The organism is Dongia deserti (assembly GCF_003574735.1).
GTDB classification, from domain to species: Bacteria; Pseudomonadota; Alphaproteobacteria; order Dongiales; family Dongiaceae; genus Dongia_A; species Dongia_A deserti.
In genome coordinates, this window is the sequence record NZ_QORW01000018.1 from 90,466 (window position 1) to 106,527 (window position 16,062).

Here is a 16,062-nt window from a genome sequence, read left to right on the forward strand (position 1 = left end):
GCACGAGCATGACGAATGAACGCAGACTAATTCGCGAGCGCCTTGCGCAGCATTTCGTCGTCAATGTTTCCGCCGGAACAGACGATGACGATGGTGCGCGCGTCCTTGGGGGCGCGGCCCTGCAGGGCGGCGGCGAGCGCGACTGCGCCGCCGGGTTCCACCACCAGCTTCAGACGCCGCGCGGCGAACGCGACGGCGGCGAGCGCCTCTTCGTCGGTGGCGACGAGGCCGCCGGACAGCAGGCGTTTGTTGATTGGGAACGTGATCTCGCCCGGCGACTTGGAGAGCAGCGCATCGCAGATGGACTTCTCGCTGCCTTCGTTCTCCAGCCGCCGACCTGCCGCGAGGGAGCGCGCCGTGTCATCGAAGCGCGCCGGCTCGCAGGCGAAGACCCGCGCCTCCGGAGAACGCGCCTTGATGGCGGTCGCGATGCCGGAGATGAGGCCCCCGCCGCTGCATGGCGCCAGCACGACATCCGGTGTGACGCCGAGCTTCGCGCAGTCCTCGGCGATCTCCAGACCGATCGTGCCCTGGCCGGCGATGATGGCCGGATCGTCATACGGCGGAACGACCAGATAGCCTTTGTCGCGCGCGATCGCCCGCGCGATGGCTTCGCGATCCTCCTTGTAGCGGTCGTAGAGCTTCACCTCCGCACCGAGGGCGCGGGTGTTCTCGATCTTGATGCGCGGGGCGTCCTCCGGCATCACGATGATCGCCGGCACGCCGAGCTGCCCGGCGGCAGCGGCGACGCCCTGGGCGTGATTGCCCGACGAAAAGGCAACGACGCCCGGGACCTCTTCGTGGCTCTCCAGCGCCGACTTGATCTTGTTGTAGGCGCCGCGGAACTTGAACGAGCCGGTCAGCTGCAGGCATTCGGGCTTCACGAACGCGTGCGTGCCGAGCCGCCGGTCGAGTTCGAGCCAGCTGAGGAGGGGCGTGCGCTGCGCGTGACCCGCGATCCGCCGCGCCGCGGCCTCGACGTCGGTAAAAACCGGCGCCGGCGCGGCGCCGTCAGTATTTGAGAGCAATGCCAAGATCCTGTGAGATTCGCAGGTTCGCCACGCCGTCACCATTGAGGCGAGCGCGGTAGACCTGGGTGTTTTCAATGATGCGCATCACGTAGTTCCGGGTCTCATCGAACGGGATCGACTCGATCCAGTCAATCACATCCGTCGAGCGGTCGCGCGGATCGCCATAGGTGGAGATCCAGTTCCGCACGCGGCTCGGGCCGGCATTATAGGCGGCGGCGGTCAGCACGTAAGAGCCGCCGAACCGGCTCAGCAGCTCGTCGAGGTAGGCCTTACCGAGGGTGATGTTGTAGTGCGAATCGCTGGTGAGGCGCGTCTCTGCAAACTTGACCCCGGCCTGCTTGGCGACGCCCTTGGCCGTGCCGGGGAGCAGCTGCATCAGGCCGCGCGCACCGGCACTGGAGACGGCGCCGACGTCAAATGCGCTTTCCTGCCGGATGATTCCCAGAACCAGTGCGGGCTCCGGATTGTGTCCGCTGGGCAGCGTGATGACCGGATAGAGGAAATCGATCATCTCCGTACCGCGGGTGCGGGCTTCCTTGGCCACCACCACGGCGAAGTCCTTGCGGTTGATCTCCATCGCGAGGGCCGCAATCAGTTGGTACTCCGCGGGACGAGAGCTGAGCTCCATCAGCTTGGTGAGAAAAAGGCGCGTGCGGTCGCCCTCGCCAAGCGCGGTCAGCATGCGGACCACCCGCACCAGTTCTTTCTTATCGAACAGGGCCTTTTCCTGGGCAGTGGGCTTGGCGGTCGCTGCCAGCTGCAACTTGCGTCCGTCATTGAGGTGGGCGGCCGCCAATTGCCCGTAGAAGGTGGTCATGCCCTTGGCCGCGGTCTTGTACCAGTCCTGCGCCTTGGCCATGTCGCCCATCTGCTCCGCCGCCCGGCCTGCCCAATAGGCGCCGCGCGACTGGGAGATGACCGAGGTCGTTCCGGCGTAAAGCGCGGTGAAGTGTTTCATCGCGGTCGGCGCGTCCTGGAGGAAGCGCAGCGCAATCCAGCCGGCCATGAACTCGCCCTCGGCAAAGGACTCGCCGCTGGTGGTGCCGTGTGCCGCCGCCAAGCGATAGGCGGCAGAGATGTTGCCCTCGTTAAGCAGCCCACGGGATGCCCTTTTGAGCTCGGCCCACATCGTGTCGGGCCGCAGCACTCCCTGGGGCGGTGGGTCGAGCAGGGCAGCCGCTTGGTTGAACTTGTCCTGGCGCCGCAGCAAGCGCGCATGCTCGAAGATGAGGCCCGCGTCCTTGCGCAGCTCCGCCGGAACAGCGGCCACGGCCGCCAGCGCATCCGTCGCTTCGCGTGCCAGCTTCAACCGCGCTTCTGCGAGCGCCTGCCGATTGGCATCGACCCTGTCCAGCATGCGCAGCGCCTGGTCGCGCTCACCGTCCCACATCAGGCGATCGAGCCGCGCCCAGTGCTGCTGCGGGTGCAGCAGGTGCCCGAAGCGCTGCAGGAAGACCTGCTCGTTCTCCTTGTTGAAGTCACGCCCGATCCAGGCGGCCCAGACGATCTGCTCGGCACGCTTCTCCTGGCGGGTGGCGCTCAGCGCGCCCGCCAGCTTGATGGCGCCCTCGACCGTTAACGGGTCGCGCTCGCCGAACCACTTCAGGATGTCCTGCGGTTGGAGGTATTCCGGCATCGCGCGCTCGGCCTGCTGGGTCAACGTGTAGCGCAACGGCCAGTCCGGATTGGCCCTCAGGAACTCGCTCATCTCCCTGAAGTCGCGGCCGGGCCCGGGGCGGGTCAGGTCCAGCCACTGGATCACCTTGGCCGGGAGCGGATCCTTGGCCGTGGCGGCAATGCGCCGCGCCTCCTTCCAGCGATCCTTTTTGATCGCCGCGAAGGCCTGCTTATAGACGGTGATGTCACGACTGCTGAGGCCGCTGGCATCCGCAGCGGCTCGATCTTGGGCAATGAAAAGCGCGGCCGCTCCGAGCACGACCGCGACAAAACTCAAAAAACGCCGCACTTTGGCCCTCATACGCAACTCTATCTGCATTTTAACCATGGTGCGCCGGCCGGGCAATTCGGCCAGCCGGTCGATTATGGCAAAGAAACCCTTAACAGCGTCTTGAAAGCCGAGGATGGGCGTGGCAATTGTCCCGGTTCGCGCGCAGCATCACAGTCTGGTGAAAAGGGAAGGGCAATATGGCGAGATTCCAGGGGTCGATTACCGCACTGATCACGCCCTTCAAGAACGGCGCGGTCGATGAGCAGGGCTTCCAGCGTTTCGTCGAGTGGCAGATCGACGAAGGCATCGACGGCCTGGTGCCGGTCGGCACCACCGGCGAGTCGCCGACGCTGAGCCATGACGAGCATAAGCGCGTGGTGGAGCTATGCGTCGAGGCGGCGCGCCGGCGCGTGCCGGTGATCGCCGGCACCGGCTCCAATTCCACCGACGAGGCGATCGACCTCACCCGACACGCGCAAAAGGCGGGCGCCGACGCCGCGCTGATCGTGCTGCCCTACTACAACAAGCCGACGCCTGAAGGGCAGTATTTGCACTTCAAGGCCATCCACGACGCGACCGACATCCCGATCCTCATCTACAACGTGCCACCGCGCAGCGCGGTCGACATGACCGTCGACACGATGGCGCGCCTGGCGAAGCTGCCGCGCATCGTGGGCATGAAGGACGCGACCGCCGATCTGGTGCGCCCGATCCGCACCAAGCTCGCGATCGACAAGGACTTCATCATGCTGTCGGGCGAGGATGGGACGGCGCTGCCGTTCCTGGCGCAGGGTGGCGTGGGCTGCATCTCGGTCACCGCCAACGTGGCGCCGCGCCTGACGGCCGAGATGCACAAGGCCTGGCGCGAGGGCGACATCAAGCACGCGATGCAGGTCAACGAGCGGCTGATGCCGGTCAACGATGCCCTGTTCTGCGAGACCAGCCCTGGGCCGGTGAAGTATGCCGTGAGTCTGCTCGGCCGCTCGTCGGACGAGGTGCGCCTGCCGCTGGCGCCGATCGCCGAAGCGTCGCGCCAGAAGGTGCGGGCGGCTCTGGTGAAGGCCGGGCTGCTGAACTAAGAACCAGCATGACATCATGGCACGAGACCCGGCGACCCAGCGCTTTGCGGCGCAGAACCGCAAGGCGCGCCACGACTACCTGATCCAGGACACGATCGAAGCCGGCATGATGCTGACCGGCTCCGAGGTGAAGTCGCTGCGCCTGGGCCGGGTCTCCATCGCGGAGGCGTTCGCCGCCGAGAAGGACGGCGAGTTCTTCCTGTTCAACTCCTATTTCCCGGAATATGAGGCGGCCAAGCACTTCAGTCACCAACCGCGCCGCGCCCGCAAGCTGCTCCTGAAGAAGCGCGAGATCAACAAGCTGATCGGCGCGACGCAACGCACCGGCATCACGCTGGTGCCGCTCTCGATCTATTTCAACCCACGCGGCATCGCCAAGGTCCAGCTCGGCCTCGCCAAAGGCAAGCGCAAGGTCGACAAGCGCGAGGCAGAGAAGGAACGCGACTGGAAGAGGGAGCAGGCAAGGCTGCTGAGCCATCGCGGCAGGGACGAATAGGAGCCACTTCTCTCGTCATGGTCGTGCCAAGTACGCCCATGACGATATGGGTTGACGTCTGCATGCTACTTGTTCCGATCTCACCAGGAGCGACGATGCCTGTCAGGGCGGCGATACCTGTCTCCGCTGCTTCGCGCATGCGTCCCGTACGCACCCGCGCAGCCAGCGGTGGGCTGGGTCGGCGTCCATGCGCGGGTGCCAGAGCAGTGACACAGTGATCTCCGGCGTCGGAACCGGAATGGCAAAGCTGTGCATGCCGGCACGCTGCTTTCCGGTGTGCCGTTCGGGAACGGTGGCGATCAGGTCGGTGGCTCGCGCGAGCGCCAGCGCGGCCGAGAAGCCGCCGACGATCGTGACGATCTCCCGTTCCAGGCCGAGTGCCTCCAAGCCTTCGTCAATCGGCCCTTTGTCGAGCCCACGTCGCGACACCAGGATGTGCCGGCCGGCCACGTAGCGGGTGGGCGTGATCTTACCGCGGCTCAGCGGGTGGCCCTTGCGCACGACGCCGATGAACCGGTCTCGGAACAGGGCCTGCGTGCGCACCTCAGGGCCTGTCATCTTTCCCACCACGCCGGTCTCCAGATCGACGGTGCCGTCGCGCAGCGGCGTGCTGTCCTTGCTTGTCTTCGGCACGAAGAACAGCCGCACGCCGGGTGCTTCCTTGCCGACGCGCGCGATGAGGTCGGGCCCGAAGTTCTCCACGAAGCCGTCGCTGGTGCGCAATGTGAACGTGCGGACCAGCTGCTTGAGATTGAGCTTCTCGGCCGGCCGCAGAACCGCCTGTCCATCCTGCACGAGCTGGCTGACCCGCGCGCGGAGCTCGAGCGCGCGCGGCGTGGGGACGAGATCGCGTCCGGCCCTGACCAGCAGCGGATCGCCCGTCGTGTCGCGCAAGCGCGCCAGAGCCCTGCTCATCGCCGAGGGGCTGAGCCGCAGTCGTTGGGCGGCGCGCGCAACGCTGCCCTCCGCGAGCAGCACGTCCAGGGTGATCAGCAGGTTGAGATCGGGTCGCGACATGCACCGACCGTAGCAAATCCTGACATGGCGTCAAATGCACGAATACAGTGCATATCGTGCGTCTACCGCCATGTGACGCACGGAACTACGTTTCCGACAGCTCTCTTCGGGAGTTCGCGGAAAACGGAGTTCACGTTGAAGCCAATCCTTGCAGGAAACAGCGAACCGGTCGCCGGAAACGGGGCACCTTCTGTCCCGTGGGCACTCGCCAGCCTTTCGCTCTCCATCTTGTTGTCCTCGCTCGGCACAAGCATTGCCAATGTGGCCTTGCCGACGCTGGCACACGCGTTCGAAGCCTCGTTTCAGCAGGTCCAGTGGATCGTTCTCGCCTATCTCCTCGCCATCACCACCCTGATCGTTAGCGTCGGGCGGCTTGGCGACATCATCGGCCGCCGACGGCTGCTGCTGGCCGGACTGCTCTTGTTCACCGTGGCCTCCGTCCTGTGTGGCCTCGCGCCTACGCTCTGGCTGCTGATCGCCGCGCGGGCGGTGCAGGGGCTGGGAGCGGCCGTCATGATGGCGCTCGGCACGGCGCTGGTCGGCGAGACGGTGCCGAAGGCGAGGACCGGCCGCGCCATGGGTTTGCTCGGAACGATGTCCGCGATCGGCACCGCGGCCGGCCCTACCATCGGTGGCGTCCTGATCTCCGGCTTCGGGTGGCCGGCCATCTTCCTGGTCAACGTGCCGCTGGGGATCCTGGCTCTTCTGCTCGCCAATCGCCATCTGTCCGTTGACCGCCAGGGACGGAAGGCTGGCCGGGCGGGCTTCGACACTTTGGGCACGGTGCTGCTCGGCTCGTCGCTCGCAGCTTATGCGCTCGCTATGACGATCGGGCGCGGCAGCTTCGGCTCGCTCAACATGACGCTGCTGTTAACCGCGGGACTGGCTGTGGGACTCTTTGCGCTGGTGGAGGCGAAGACGGCCTCGCCCTTGATCCGGCTGGAGATGTTCCGCAATCCGGTGCTGAGCGCAGGGCTCGCGATGAGCGTGCTCGTCCTGACCGTGGCGATGGCGACCCTCGTCGTCGGGCCGTTCTATCTCTCGCGTGCGCTCGGACTCGACGCGGCCGCCGTCGGACTCGTCATGTCGACCGGCCCGATCATGTCCGCACTGAGCGGCGTGCCGGCCGGTCGCATCGTCGAGCGTCTGGGCGCGTCGTTCATAAGCCTCGTTGGGCTCGTCGCAATGGCGGCCGGTTCGTTCGCGCTCGCCGTGCTTCCGGAGATGCTCGGGGTTGCCGGCTACGTTGCCGCCCTCATCATCCTGGCGCCGGGCTACCAGCTGTTCCAGGCCGCCAACAACACGGCCGTCATGATGGATATGCACGCCGAGCAGCGGGGCGTCGTGTCCGGCATGCTCAACCTGTCGCGCAATCTCGGCGCCATCACCGGTGCTTCCGTCATGGGCGCCATCTTCGCCCTTGCAACTGGCACAACGGACATCGCAACGGCAGATCCCACCGCCGTCGAAACCGGGATGCGGATAACATTCACCGTCGCGGCGATCCTGATCGTCGTGGCTCTGGCCATCGCGGTTGGAGGGCGGGCGCTCGCGCCGCGCCGCTCACGCGATCTCACAGCGCGGCCAAGGAAGCCCAGCGCCATCATCGGGGTGCGTTCGTCCGGAGTTACAGACTGATTGGATGTTGCGCGCCCGTGATCGTCACTCATGGACCGCTCTTGCAGCTTGACTCACCACGTCGCGGAACATCTGGGTGGTGAGCCGTCCCGTGTTCGTGTTGTAGCGGGAGCAGTGATAGCTGTCGTAGAGGACCAGGCCGCGCGGCAATTGGTGGCGTGCGCCGTGGGCGAACCTGGCCGTCGACTTGCGTTGACCCAGGCCGACCAGCACGGCATCGTGCGCGATCGAACCCAAGGCCAGGATGACCTTCAGCTTCGGCAATGACGCCATTTCTTCGGCCAGGAAACGGTTGCAGACGCGGATCTCCTCGGGCGTCGGCTTGTTCTCCGGCGGCACGCACTTGACGGCATTGGAGATGCGGCAGTTGACGAGCTGCAGACTGTCATCCGGCCGCTCCTCATACTCGCCGCGGGCCAGGCCGAATTCCTTGAGCGTGGCGTAGAGCAAGTTGCCGGCGTAGTCGCCGGTGAAGGGGCGGCCGGTGCGATTGGCGCCCTGCAAGCCGGGCGCTAGGCCGACGATCAGCAGCCGCGCGTCGTCGGGCCCAAAGGGCTGAACGGGCGCGTTGTGCCAGTCGGGGAACTTTGCCCGCGCGGCCAAGCGAAAATCGACCAGCCGCTTGCAAAGCGGGCAATCGCGATCGGGAAGAATCATGCGCGCAACTTAGCGCATGAATCAAAAGCTCAGGAAGCGTCGGCTTCGGAAGCCTCCGGAGTGTCTGCCGGAGCCGCCTGCTGTTGAACGTGACCGCCGTGACCGCGCTGACCGTTATGCTGGCGCGCGATCAACGGCGACAGCTCTTCAAGCTCGATGAAATTGTCAGCCTGACGGCGCAGCTCATCCGCCACCATGGGTGGAGAGGACCGGATCGTGCTGACGACGGAGACCCTGACACCCTTGCGTTGCACTGCCTCGACCAGGCGGCGGAAATCGCCATCGCCGGAGAACAGCACCACATGGTCCAGGTGCGTCGCCATCTCCAGCACGTCGATGGCGAGCTCGATATCCATGTTGCCTTTGATTTTCCGCCGGCCCATGGAATCGGTGTATTCTTTGGTCGGCTTGGTCACCATGGTGAAGCCGTTGTAGTCGAGCCAATCGACCAGCGGCCGGAGCGGCGAATACTCCTGGTCCTCGACCAGCGCCGTGTAGTAGAAGGCGCGGATTAGGTGGCACTGTTCCTGGAAGTGCTTCAGCAGCCGCTTATAGTCGATGTCGAAGCCGAGTGAGCGCGCTGCGGCGTGCAGATTGGCTCCGTCGATAAACAAAGCCACGCGCTCATTAGGGTAAAATCGGTTAAACATGGATGGTGCCCTCGCATGAATCAGTGTTGCGTATAGCCGCGTTGGATCGCGGCGTCGGAATATGGCGGATGGTCCGCGGCGCCCCAGATGCCTTCCCCAAGTTCAGGCCGCCGCGAAACCGTACCGCCACAATTTATGACCGAACTGGCCAATGCTTGACGATCTATACATTGGGTTAGGTGCAAATCTGCCCCACCCGCGGTTCGGACCGCCGAAATCGACCCTGGAACACGTCCTTACTCTGTTCCCGGACCATGGCCTTCGGGTGCTCGCACGCTCGCCTTGGTATGAATCTGCACCAATTCCGGCCTCCGATCAGCCTTGGTACGTGAATGGTGTTGTCCGCGCGGCGACAGCCCTCTCTCCTTCAGATGTGCTGTCGGAATTGCAAGCCATTGAAGCAGAATTAGGTAGACAAAGAGTTGAGCGGAACGAGGCACGCTCGGTGGATCTGGACATTATTGCATTTGGGAATATGATCCTTAACGGGCCTAGGCCGCCCATCGTGCCGCACCCCCGCATGGCAGACCGCGGCTTTGTCCTTCTGCCGCTGGCGGATCTGGCCCCAGATTGGCGGCACCCGGCGACCGGTGAGCGGATTTCGAGCCTGGTCGCCAGGCTGCCCCGCGATCAGGTCACCCGGCCCCTGCAGGAAACGCCGGGTTCCGGCGCTTGAACGCAGTGCAATAATAGGTTAGCTACAATCAATTAGCCCAATTCCTGGAGAGACTTGAAGAAATGGCACGCGTTACCGTCGAAGATTGTGTCCTGCAGGTGCCGAACCGGTTCCAGCTGGTGATGCTCGCTGCCCAGCGAGCGCGCGAGATCTCGGCCGGCAGCCAGCTCACCCTCGATCGGGACAATGACAAGAACCCGGTCGTTGCGCTGCGCGAGATCGCCGATGTCACGCTCAATCTGGATACTTTGGCAGATAGCCTGGTAAAGGGCCTGCAGCGGCAGGTCGAGACCGATGAGCCGGAGGAGGAGGGTGCGGGCTTCGGTGCCGGCGCCGGCGACTTGCTGGCCGAGATGCAGCAGGCGCAGATCAGTAAGGAAGAGGCCGAGGACTCCGATCTGTCGATCGACGGCGAGTTCGAAGACGCGGCGGTCGGCGACGAGGAGTGATGAAACACCCCGGGATCCCGGTCTCGGGGTTGATATGGACGGGGCCATCGGCGGGACAATTGAGCGAGGCACGAAACGAAGCGTGACGTCACCCAATTATCGCGGCCACAACATCTGATCAGCTCAATCCATGATTAGGCAATTTGAACTGGTCGAACGTGTAAAGGCCTATGATCCAGGCGCGGATGAGGACCTGCTCAACCGCGCCTATGTTTTTTCCATGAAAGCGCACGGCTCGCAGTCGCGGGCATCGGGTGACCCCTACTTCTCCCATCCGCTCGGCGTCGCGGAGATCCTGACGCGGCTCAAGCTCGATTCCGCATCGATCGTCACCGGCCTGTTGCACGATACCGTCGAGGATACCGAAGCCACGCTCGACCAGATCGAAGGGCTGTTCGGGACGGAGATCGGGCAGCTGGTCGACGGCGTCACCAAGCTATCGCGCCTGGAGCTGCAGTCGGACCACACCAAGCACGCGGAGAACTTCCGCAAGCTGGTGCTGGCGATGTCCAACGACATTCGCGTGCTGTTGGTGAAGCTGGCGGATCGTCTGCACAACATGCAGACCATCCACTACATCAAGGACCCCGAGAAGCGCCGGCGGATCGCACTAGAGACGCTGGAGATCTATGCTCCGCTCGCCGAGCGCATGGGCATGCACGAGATCAAGGACCAGCTCGAGAACCTCGCTTTCGCGCAGGTCTACCCGGAGGCCTACGCTTCGATCGTGCAGCGCCTCAGCTTCCTGCGCGAGCAGGGGACGGACCTCGCCGACCAGATCATCGCGGAATTGGGCGCGGTGCTGACCGATGACGGCGTCCAATGCACCGTCTCGGGCCGAGAAAAGACGCCATACTCGATCTGGCGCAAGATGCAGAAGAAGCGCATGGAGTTCGAGCAACTCTCGGACATCATGGCGTTCCGCATCATCGTCGATGATGTGACGGCGTGCTACCAGGGGCTGGGCGTCATCCACAGCCACTATTCGATGATCCCGGGGCGGTTCAAGGATTACATCTCGACGCCGAAGCCGAACAACTACCGCTCGCTCCATACCGGCGTGATCGGGCCGTTGCGCCACCGCATCGAGATCCAGATCCGCACCTACGACATGCACGAGGTGGCAGAGCTGGGTGTTGCCGCGCACTGGCAGTACAAGCAGGGCCGGCCGCTGATGGAAGGACGGCAATATCGCTGGCTGCGCGAATTGCTCGACATCCTGGAGCATGCGGCGGGACCGGAAGAGTTCCTCGAGAACACCAAGCTGGAGATGTTCCAGGACCAGGTGTTCTGCTTCACGCCCAAGGGCGACCTCATCGCCTTGCCGCGCGGCGCGACGCCTGTCGACTTCGCTTACGCCGTCCATACCGAAGTGGGCAATACCTGCGTCGGCGCGAAGATCAACGGCCGCATCGTGCCGCTCAGGAGCGAGCTGCACAACGGCGACCAGGTGGAGATCGTCAACTCGCGTGCACAGACGCCCTCGCCCACGTGGGAGCGCTTCGTCGTCACCGGCAAGGCGCGCGCCTGCATTCGCCGCTTCATCCGCACCCAGCAGCGCGCGCAATACATCGAGCTCGGCCGCGCGATGATCCAGAAGGAGTTCCAGCACGAAGGCTACGAATATGCCGACAAGTCGCTGGACGGTGTCCTGAAGAAGTTCAAGGCCGAGGAACCGGAGGACGTGCTGGCGCAGATCGGCGAAGGCATGCTGGGTGCGCGCGAAGTCGTCAACGCGATCTTTCCCGGCACGCGCGCCAAACAGGTGCCGGACAAGGTCGTGCCGCTCAACCGACAGCGCGCCAAGGCCGCCAAGGGCAGCACCGCCATTCCGATTCGCGGCCTCATTCCCGGCATGGCGATGCATTTCGCCGGCTGCTGTCATCCGCTGCCGGGCGACCGCATCGTCGGAATCGTCACCACCGGCAAGGGCGTCACCATCCACACCATCGACTGCGAGACGCTGGAGAGCTTCGCGGAAACGCCGGAGCGCTGGCTGGATGTCGCCTGGGACCAGGATCCGAACGCTGCCGACAGCCATGTCGGGCGCCTCTCGGTCGTCATCACCAATCAGCCGGGCAGCCTGGGCAGCCTCACCACGGTGATCGGCAAGAACCTGGGCAACATCTCGAACCTCAAGATCACCAACCGCTCGATCGATTTCTTCGAGGTGCTGGTGGACGTGGAGGTCAAGGACGTGCGGCACCTCACCAACATCATCGCCGCCCTGCGCGCGACGCCGGCGATCAGCTCCGTCGACCGGGCGCGGGGATGACGGGTAGGATGATGCTCAGATCCGAAGCATTCTCTTTGTCGTCATGGTCGGGCTTGGGTCCTCGGCGCAGGCCGATATTCGGCGGCAGGCCATCCATATGTGGACGGCCCTTTGCCTGCACGAGTTTGCCTGCGGCTTCTCGCTGTTGCTCATCGAAACCCGTGGATGGTCGGACCAAGTCCGACCATGACGGAGTACGGGGGCGCGACGAAGGCCACTTCCAGCCAGGGGCCACCACATGATCCTCGGCATCGGCAATGACATCATCGACATCCGGCGCGTGGAGAGGTCCATCGAGCGCTTCGGCGATCGGTTCCTCAATCGTGTCTTCACGGATATCGAACGTGCGAAGTCCGACCGGCGGGCGCAGCGCGCGGCCTCCTACGCCAAGCGCTTTGCCGCGAAGGAGGCGTGCGCGAAGGCGCTCGGCACCGGGCTCAATGCGGGCGTGTTCTGGCGCGACATGGGCGTGGTCAATCTGCCGTCGGGCAAGCCGACGCTGAAGCTGACCGGCGGGGCGCTGAGGCGGCTGCAGGCCATCACGCCACCGGGGATGGTGGTTCAGATCGATCTCACCATCACCGATGATTTTCCACAGGCCCAGGCCATCGTGATCATCTCGGCTAATCCGGGCTGACACCGCAAGTCCATGATAAGATGCACAAAAATACCGTCGGGTCAGGACGGCGAGTTTCTTGACTTTGGCGGCTCTGGCTGGCTTGATCGCCCGCGGTCGGGCGAGGCGGCGCTCGCGCCTTGTTCCGTGGATTAAAGAAGACCTATGTCACGCAAAGCTTCCGGCGCCTTCAGCGAGTTCTGGGAAATCGTCAAGACACTGCTGTGGGCGGCGATCATCGCGATCGTCATCCGCACCTTCGCCTACGAACCGTTCAACATTCCCTCCGGCTCCATGATCCCGACCCTCCTGGAAGGCGATTATCTGTTCGTCTCCAAGATGGCCTACGGTTATTCCAAGTTCTCGTTCCCGGGCGGGCTGGTGCCGATCGAGGGGCGGATCTGGGAAGGCGAGCCGAAGCGCGGCGAGGTGGTAGTGTTCCGTCCATCGCGCGAGCCGGACACCGACTTCATCAAGCGAGTCATCGGGCTGCCGGGCGATCGCATCCAGATGCGGCAGGGCCTCCTCTACATCAACGATGTCCCGGTCGAGCGCCAGCGCATCGAGGACTATGTCGATCCGGACAATCCGACCGATCAGGTGCCGCAATATCTGGAGACGCTGCCTGGCGGTGTCACACACCGGATTATCGAACGGTTCGGCGACAGGGCCGATTCGGACAACACCCAGACATTTATCGTCCCCGCGGGCCACTATTTCATGATGGGCGACAACCGCGACGGCTCCAATGACAGCAGGGCCTTGAGCCCGGCGAATTTCATCGCCTCCGTGAAGGTTGGCGACAACCAGGGCATGGAACTGGCGGAAGCGGCGTTCAACGAGCGCTGCCGCAGCCGGGGCATCATTGATGAAAGCAACAAGGATTGCCTCGCCACGGTCGGGTTCGTGCCGAAGGAGAACCTGATCGGGCCGGCCAAGATCCTGTTCTGGTCGTATGGCAGCTCGTTCCGGTGGTACAATCCGGTCACCTGGGCCACTGCCTTGCGCTTCGGCCGCTTGCTGAACGTGATCCAGTGAATGACGAAGGACGGGGACTCGCCGCTTGAAGAACTGATGCAGGTCCTGGGGCACAGCTTCGGAGACCCCGAGTTGCTGCGCACGGCATTGACCCATCCGAGCGCCTTGACTCGCCGCAGCGGCCGGCAAGGCCCGCGCCAGAAGGGCGGCCAGGACAATCAGCGGCTGGAATTCCTCGGCGACCGCGTTCTGGGCCTGATCGTCGCGGAAATGCTCTATCGCACATTCGGCAAGGAAGACGAAGGCGCGATGGCCAAGCGCCTCGCCGCGCTGGTGCGACAGGAGGGCCTTGCCCATGTCGCGCGCTCGATCGACCTCGGCAGTCATCTCATTCTCTCGCGCGGCGAGGCGGAGGGCGGCGGGCGCGACAACGCCGCGACCCTGGCCGATGCGTGCGAAGCGGTGATCGGCGCCATCTATCTCGATGCCGGCCTGGATGCGGCGCGGCGGTTCGTCGAGCGCCACTGGAGCAGCCTGATCGCTGCTGATTCCAAGCCGCCGCAGGATGCCAAGACGGCGTTGCAGGAATGGGCGCAGGCCTCCGGCCTGCCGCTGCCGATCTATCAGGTGGTGGAATCGAGCGGGCCGCCGCACGATCCCACCTTCACGGTCGAGGTGCGGGTCAGCGGCAAGCGCGCCGCCAAGGCCAGCGGCAAGTCCAAGCGCGCGGCGGAACAGGCGGCGGCCGCTTCGCTGATAGCGGAACTGCGCTCGTGACGAACAAGGAAGACCGTTCCCGATGCGGCTTCGTCGCATTGATCGGCGCGCCCAACGCCGGCAAGTCGACCCTGCTCAATCGCCTGATCGGAGCCAAGGTCTCGATCGTCAGCCCGAAGGTGCAGACCACGCGGCGACGCGTGCTGGGCGTTGCGATGTGCGGGAACGCGCAGGTTATCTTCGTCGACACGCCCGGCATCTTCGCACCCAGGCGCCGCCTCGACCGCGCCATGGTGGCCGCGGCCTGGAGCGGGGCAGGGGATGCCGATCGCATCGTGCTGCTGGTCGACGCCATCAAGAAGAAGATCGATGCGGACACGCGCGCGATCATCGAGGGATTGAAGAAGAATGGCCGGCAGGCAATCTGCGCCATCAACAAGGTCGACGCGGTCAAGCATGAGGTCCTGCTGAAGCTGGCCAGCGAACTGAACGCCGCCTTTCCGTTCGAGCGCATCTTCATGATCTCCGCCGAGACCGGCGACGGCGTTGAAGACCTGATGGATGAGGTGGTGGCGCATCTGCCGGAAGGACCGCATCATTTCCCGGAGGACCAGCTGACGGATCTGCCGGTGCGCCTGCTGGCGGCGGAGGTGACACGCGAGCATCTGTTCCGCCAGCTCCACGAGGAAGTGCCCTACGCGTTGACGGTGGAGACGGAGGCTTGGGAGGAGTTCAAGGACGGCAGTGCCAAGGTCTCGCAGACCATCTATGTCGCGCGCGACACGCACAAGGCGATCGTCATCGGCAAAGGTGGCAGCCGCATCAAGCAGGTGCGCGAAGCGGCGCAGAATGAGCTGGAGCAGATGCTCGAGCGCAAGCTGCACCTCTTCTTGTTCGTCAAGGTGCGCGAGAACTGGCAGGACGATCCGGAGCGCTACCGCGAGATGGGGCTGGATTTCGAGCCGTAACGGTCCTCTATCTTCTACAATGGAGCGCTTGCTTCCCCCACCCTAACCCTCCCGAGGGAATACAGGATCCTTCTCCCCCGACACGGGGGAGGGCTGGGGAGGGGGAAGATGCAGTGCCTAGTATCGCGAGCAAATGGACTGGCAAGACCAAGGCTTCGTGTTGGCGGCGCGGCGGCATGGCGAGAGTGATGCCATCCTGACCGTGCTCACGCGCGAGCACGGGCGGCACCTTGGCATCGTCAAGGGCGGAACGGGGCGGCGCCAGCGCGCGGTGGTCGAGGTCGGCAATGCGGTCATGGCGCATTGGCACGCGCGGCTCAGCGAGCATCTCGGGCGGTTCCAAGTGGAGCTCGGCACGCCGCATGCGGCGCTGTGCATGGCGGACCCGGCACGGTTGGCGGCCCTGAGTGCGGCCTGCGCGACGTTGGACGCCGCGCTGCCCGAGCGCGAGCCCCACGAGGACGTGTTCGATGACTTCGCCGCGCTCGTCGAACAATTGTCGCGTAAGGCGGTGGACTGGCCGACACAATATGTGCGCTGGGAGGCGCGGCTGCTCTCCTCGCTCGGCTTCGGGCTCGATCTCTCGCAATGCGCGGTGACGGGCGAGCGGGAAGGCCTCGCCTATGTCTCGCCGAAGACCGGCCGCGCCGTCACGGTCGAGGCCGGAAAGTTGCACAAGGATCGACTGCTGCCGCTGCCTTCGTTCCTGATCCAGGGTCACGTGAAGCCAAGCCGTGACGAACTGGTCGCCGGCTTGCGCTTGACGGGATACTTCCTGGACCGGCATGTCTTTGCCCACGCGATCAAGCCGGGCGCGACGGAAGCCCGGGCGCGCTTGATCGAACGACTGGCGGCGAAGTGACGGGG

Annotated in this window: 16 protein-coding genes; 11 read left to right on the plus strand and 5 right to left on the minus strand. The window is 64.6% G+C overall.

Annotated elements, in window-relative coordinates; translation table 11 throughout:
• Positions 1 to 26 precede the first annotated feature (26 nt).
• Both DTX69_RS23615 and DTX69_RS23620 read right to left on the minus strand, forming a co-directional pair.
• Entirely contained in the window at positions 27 to 1,028 is a 1,002-nt protein-coding gene (locus tag DTX69_RS23615; protein WP_284736022.1) for a threonine ammonia-lyase, read from the minus strand.
• A complete protein-coding gene (locus tag DTX69_RS23620) occupies positions 1,012 to 2,997 on the minus strand; it encodes a lytic transglycosylase domain-containing protein (RefSeq protein ID WP_162917503.1) in 1,986 nt (661 codons plus the stop codon). Before DTX69_RS23620 ends, DTX69_RS23615 begins: the two co-directional genes overlap by 17 nt.
• Positions 2,998 to 3,176: 179 nt before the next feature.
• Here DTX69_RS23620 and dapA point away from each other — a divergent pair, with 179 nt between their 5' ends.
• Positions 3,177 to 4,058, plus strand: coding sequence for a 4-hydroxy-tetrahydrodipicolinate synthase (dapA, locus tag DTX69_RS23625; RefSeq protein WP_119304046.1), 882 nt, complete (start codon positions 3,177 to 3,179; stop codon positions 4,056 to 4,058).
• A gap of 16 nt (positions 4,059 to 4,074) precedes the next feature.
• Positions 4,075 to 4,554: an SsrA-binding protein SmpB gene (gene smpB / locus DTX69_RS23630; protein ID WP_119304047.1), complete on the plus strand. Its 480-nt coding sequence runs from the start codon at positions 4,075 to 4,077 to the stop codon at positions 4,552 to 4,554.
• A 102-nt stretch (positions 4,555 to 4,656) separates the two neighbouring features.
• Here smpB and DTX69_RS23635 read toward each other — a convergent pair whose 3' ends face one another.
• A complete protein-coding gene (locus DTX69_RS23635; RefSeq protein ID WP_119304048.1) occupies positions 4,657 to 5,571 on the minus strand; it encodes a LysR family transcriptional regulator in 915 nt (304 codons plus the stop codon).
• A gap of 135 nt (positions 5,572 to 5,706) precedes the next feature.
• Here DTX69_RS23635 and DTX69_RS23640 point away from each other — a divergent pair, with 135 nt between their 5' ends.
• The gene (locus tag DTX69_RS23640) at positions 5,707 to 7,209 is read left to right on the plus strand and encodes an MFS transporter (RefSeq protein WP_284736023.1); all 1,503 of its coding nucleotides are present in this window, start codon (positions 5,707 to 5,709) and stop codon (positions 7,207 to 7,209) included.
• Between the two features lie 24 nt (positions 7,210 to 7,233).
• On the opposite strand, the gene DTX69_RS23645 is transcribed toward DTX69_RS23640, so the two are convergent.
• Entirely contained in the window at positions 7,234 to 7,866 is a 633-nt protein-coding gene (locus DTX69_RS23645) for a uracil-DNA glycosylase (RefSeq protein ID WP_119304050.1), read from the minus strand.
• A gap of 29 nt (positions 7,867 to 7,895) precedes the next feature.
• Positions 7,896 to 8,516: a LabA-like NYN domain-containing protein gene (locus DTX69_RS23650; RefSeq protein WP_119304051.1), complete on the minus strand. Its 621-nt coding sequence runs from the start codon at positions 8,514 to 8,516 to the stop codon at positions 7,896 to 7,898.
• Positions 8,517 to 8,667: 151 nt separating this feature from the next.
• Here DTX69_RS23650 and folK point away from each other — a divergent pair, with 151 nt between their 5' ends.
• The 8 genes from folK (at position 8,668) to recO (ending at position 16,057) form a co-directional block, all read left to right on the plus strand.
• Entirely contained in the window at positions 8,668 to 9,192 is a 525-nt protein-coding gene (folK, locus tag DTX69_RS23655; protein WP_119304052.1) for a 2-amino-4-hydroxy-6-hydroxymethyldihydropteridine diphosphokinase, read from the plus strand.
• Positions 9,193 to 9,254: 62 nt separating this feature from the next.
• Positions 9,255 to 9,641, plus strand: a complete 387-nt coding sequence (gene rpoZ / locus DTX69_RS23660; protein WP_119304053.1) for a DNA-directed RNA polymerase subunit omega — start codon at positions 9,255 to 9,257, stop codon at positions 9,639 to 9,641.
• Between the two features lie 130 nt (positions 9,642 to 9,771).
• Positions 9,772 to 11,916: a RelA/SpoT family protein gene (locus DTX69_RS23665; RefSeq protein WP_119304054.1), complete on the plus strand. Its 2,145-nt coding sequence runs from the start codon at positions 9,772 to 9,774 to the stop codon at positions 11,914 to 11,916.
• A gap of 238 nt (positions 11,917 to 12,154) precedes the next feature.
• Positions 12,155 to 12,553, plus strand: a complete 399-nt coding sequence (gene acpS / locus DTX69_RS23670) for a holo-ACP synthase (RefSeq protein ID WP_119304055.1) — start codon at positions 12,155 to 12,157, stop codon at positions 12,551 to 12,553.
• 144 nt (positions 12,554 to 12,697) lie between these two features.
• Positions 12,698 to 13,570, plus strand: coding sequence for a signal peptidase I (lepB, locus tag DTX69_RS23675; RefSeq protein WP_119304056.1), 873 nt, complete (start codon positions 12,698 to 12,700; stop codon positions 13,568 to 13,570).
• The gene (gene rnc, locus DTX69_RS23680) at positions 13,571 to 14,287 is read left to right on the plus strand and encodes a ribonuclease III (protein ID WP_162917504.1); all 717 of its coding nucleotides are present in this window, start codon (positions 13,571 to 13,573) and stop codon (positions 14,285 to 14,287) included.
• Positions 14,284 to 15,195 carry a GTPase Era gene (gene era, locus DTX69_RS23685; RefSeq protein WP_284736024.1) on the plus strand — a complete coding sequence of 304 codons (912 nt, stop codon included), beginning with the start codon at positions 14,284 to 14,286 and terminating at the stop codon, positions 15,193 to 15,195. The genes rnc and era overlap by 4 nt, the downstream gene beginning before the upstream one ends.
• 133 nt (positions 15,196 to 15,328) lie before the next feature.
• Complete coding sequence (gene recO, locus DTX69_RS23690; RefSeq protein ID WP_119304058.1) at positions 15,329 to 16,057, plus strand: DNA repair protein RecO; 729 nt, start codon at positions 15,329 to 15,331, stop codon at positions 16,055 to 16,057.
• Positions 16,058 to 16,062: the final 5 nt, after the last annotated feature.

Coding starts and splice junctions, on each gene's coding strand:
- dapA (WP_119304046.1), top strand. CDS start 3,177: ATGGCGAGATTCCAGGGGTCGATTACCGCACTGATCACGCCCTTCAAG.
- smpB (WP_119304047.1), top strand. CDS start 4,075: ATGGCACGAGACCCGGCGACCCAGCGCTTTGCGGCGCAGAACCGCAAG.
- DTX69_RS23635 (WP_119304048.1), bottom strand. CDS start 5,571: ATGTCGCGACCCGATCTCAACCTGCTGATCACCCTGGACGTGCTGCTC.
- DTX69_RS23645 (WP_119304050.1), bottom strand. CDS start 7,866: ATGATTCTTCCCGATCGCGATTGCCCGCTTTGCAAGCGGCTGGTCGAT.
- DTX69_RS23650 (WP_119304051.1), bottom strand. CDS start 8,516: ATGTTTAACCGATTTTACCCTAATGAGCGCGTGGCTTTGTTTATCGAC.
- folK (WP_119304052.1), top strand. CDS start 8,668: ATGCTTGACGATCTATACATTGGGTTAGGTGCAAATCTGCCCCACCCG.
- rpoZ (WP_119304053.1), top strand. CDS start 9,255: ATGGCACGCGTTACCGTCGAAGATTGTGTCCTGCAGGTGCCGAACCGG.
- DTX69_RS23665 (WP_119304054.1), top strand. CDS start 9,772: ATGATTAGGCAATTTGAACTGGTCGAACGTGTAAAGGCCTATGATCCA.
- acpS (WP_119304055.1), top strand. CDS start 12,155: ATGATCCTCGGCATCGGCAATGACATCATCGACATCCGGCGCGTGGAG.
- lepB (WP_119304056.1), top strand. CDS start 12,698: ATGTCACGCAAAGCTTCCGGCGCCTTCAGCGAGTTCTGGGAAATCGTC.
- rnc (WP_162917504.1), top strand. CDS start 13,571: ATGACGAAGGACGGGGACTCGCCGCTTGAAGAACTGATGCAGGTCCTG.
- recO (WP_119304058.1), top strand. CDS start 15,329: ATGGACTGGCAAGACCAAGGCTTCGTGTTGGCGGCGCGGCGGCATGGC.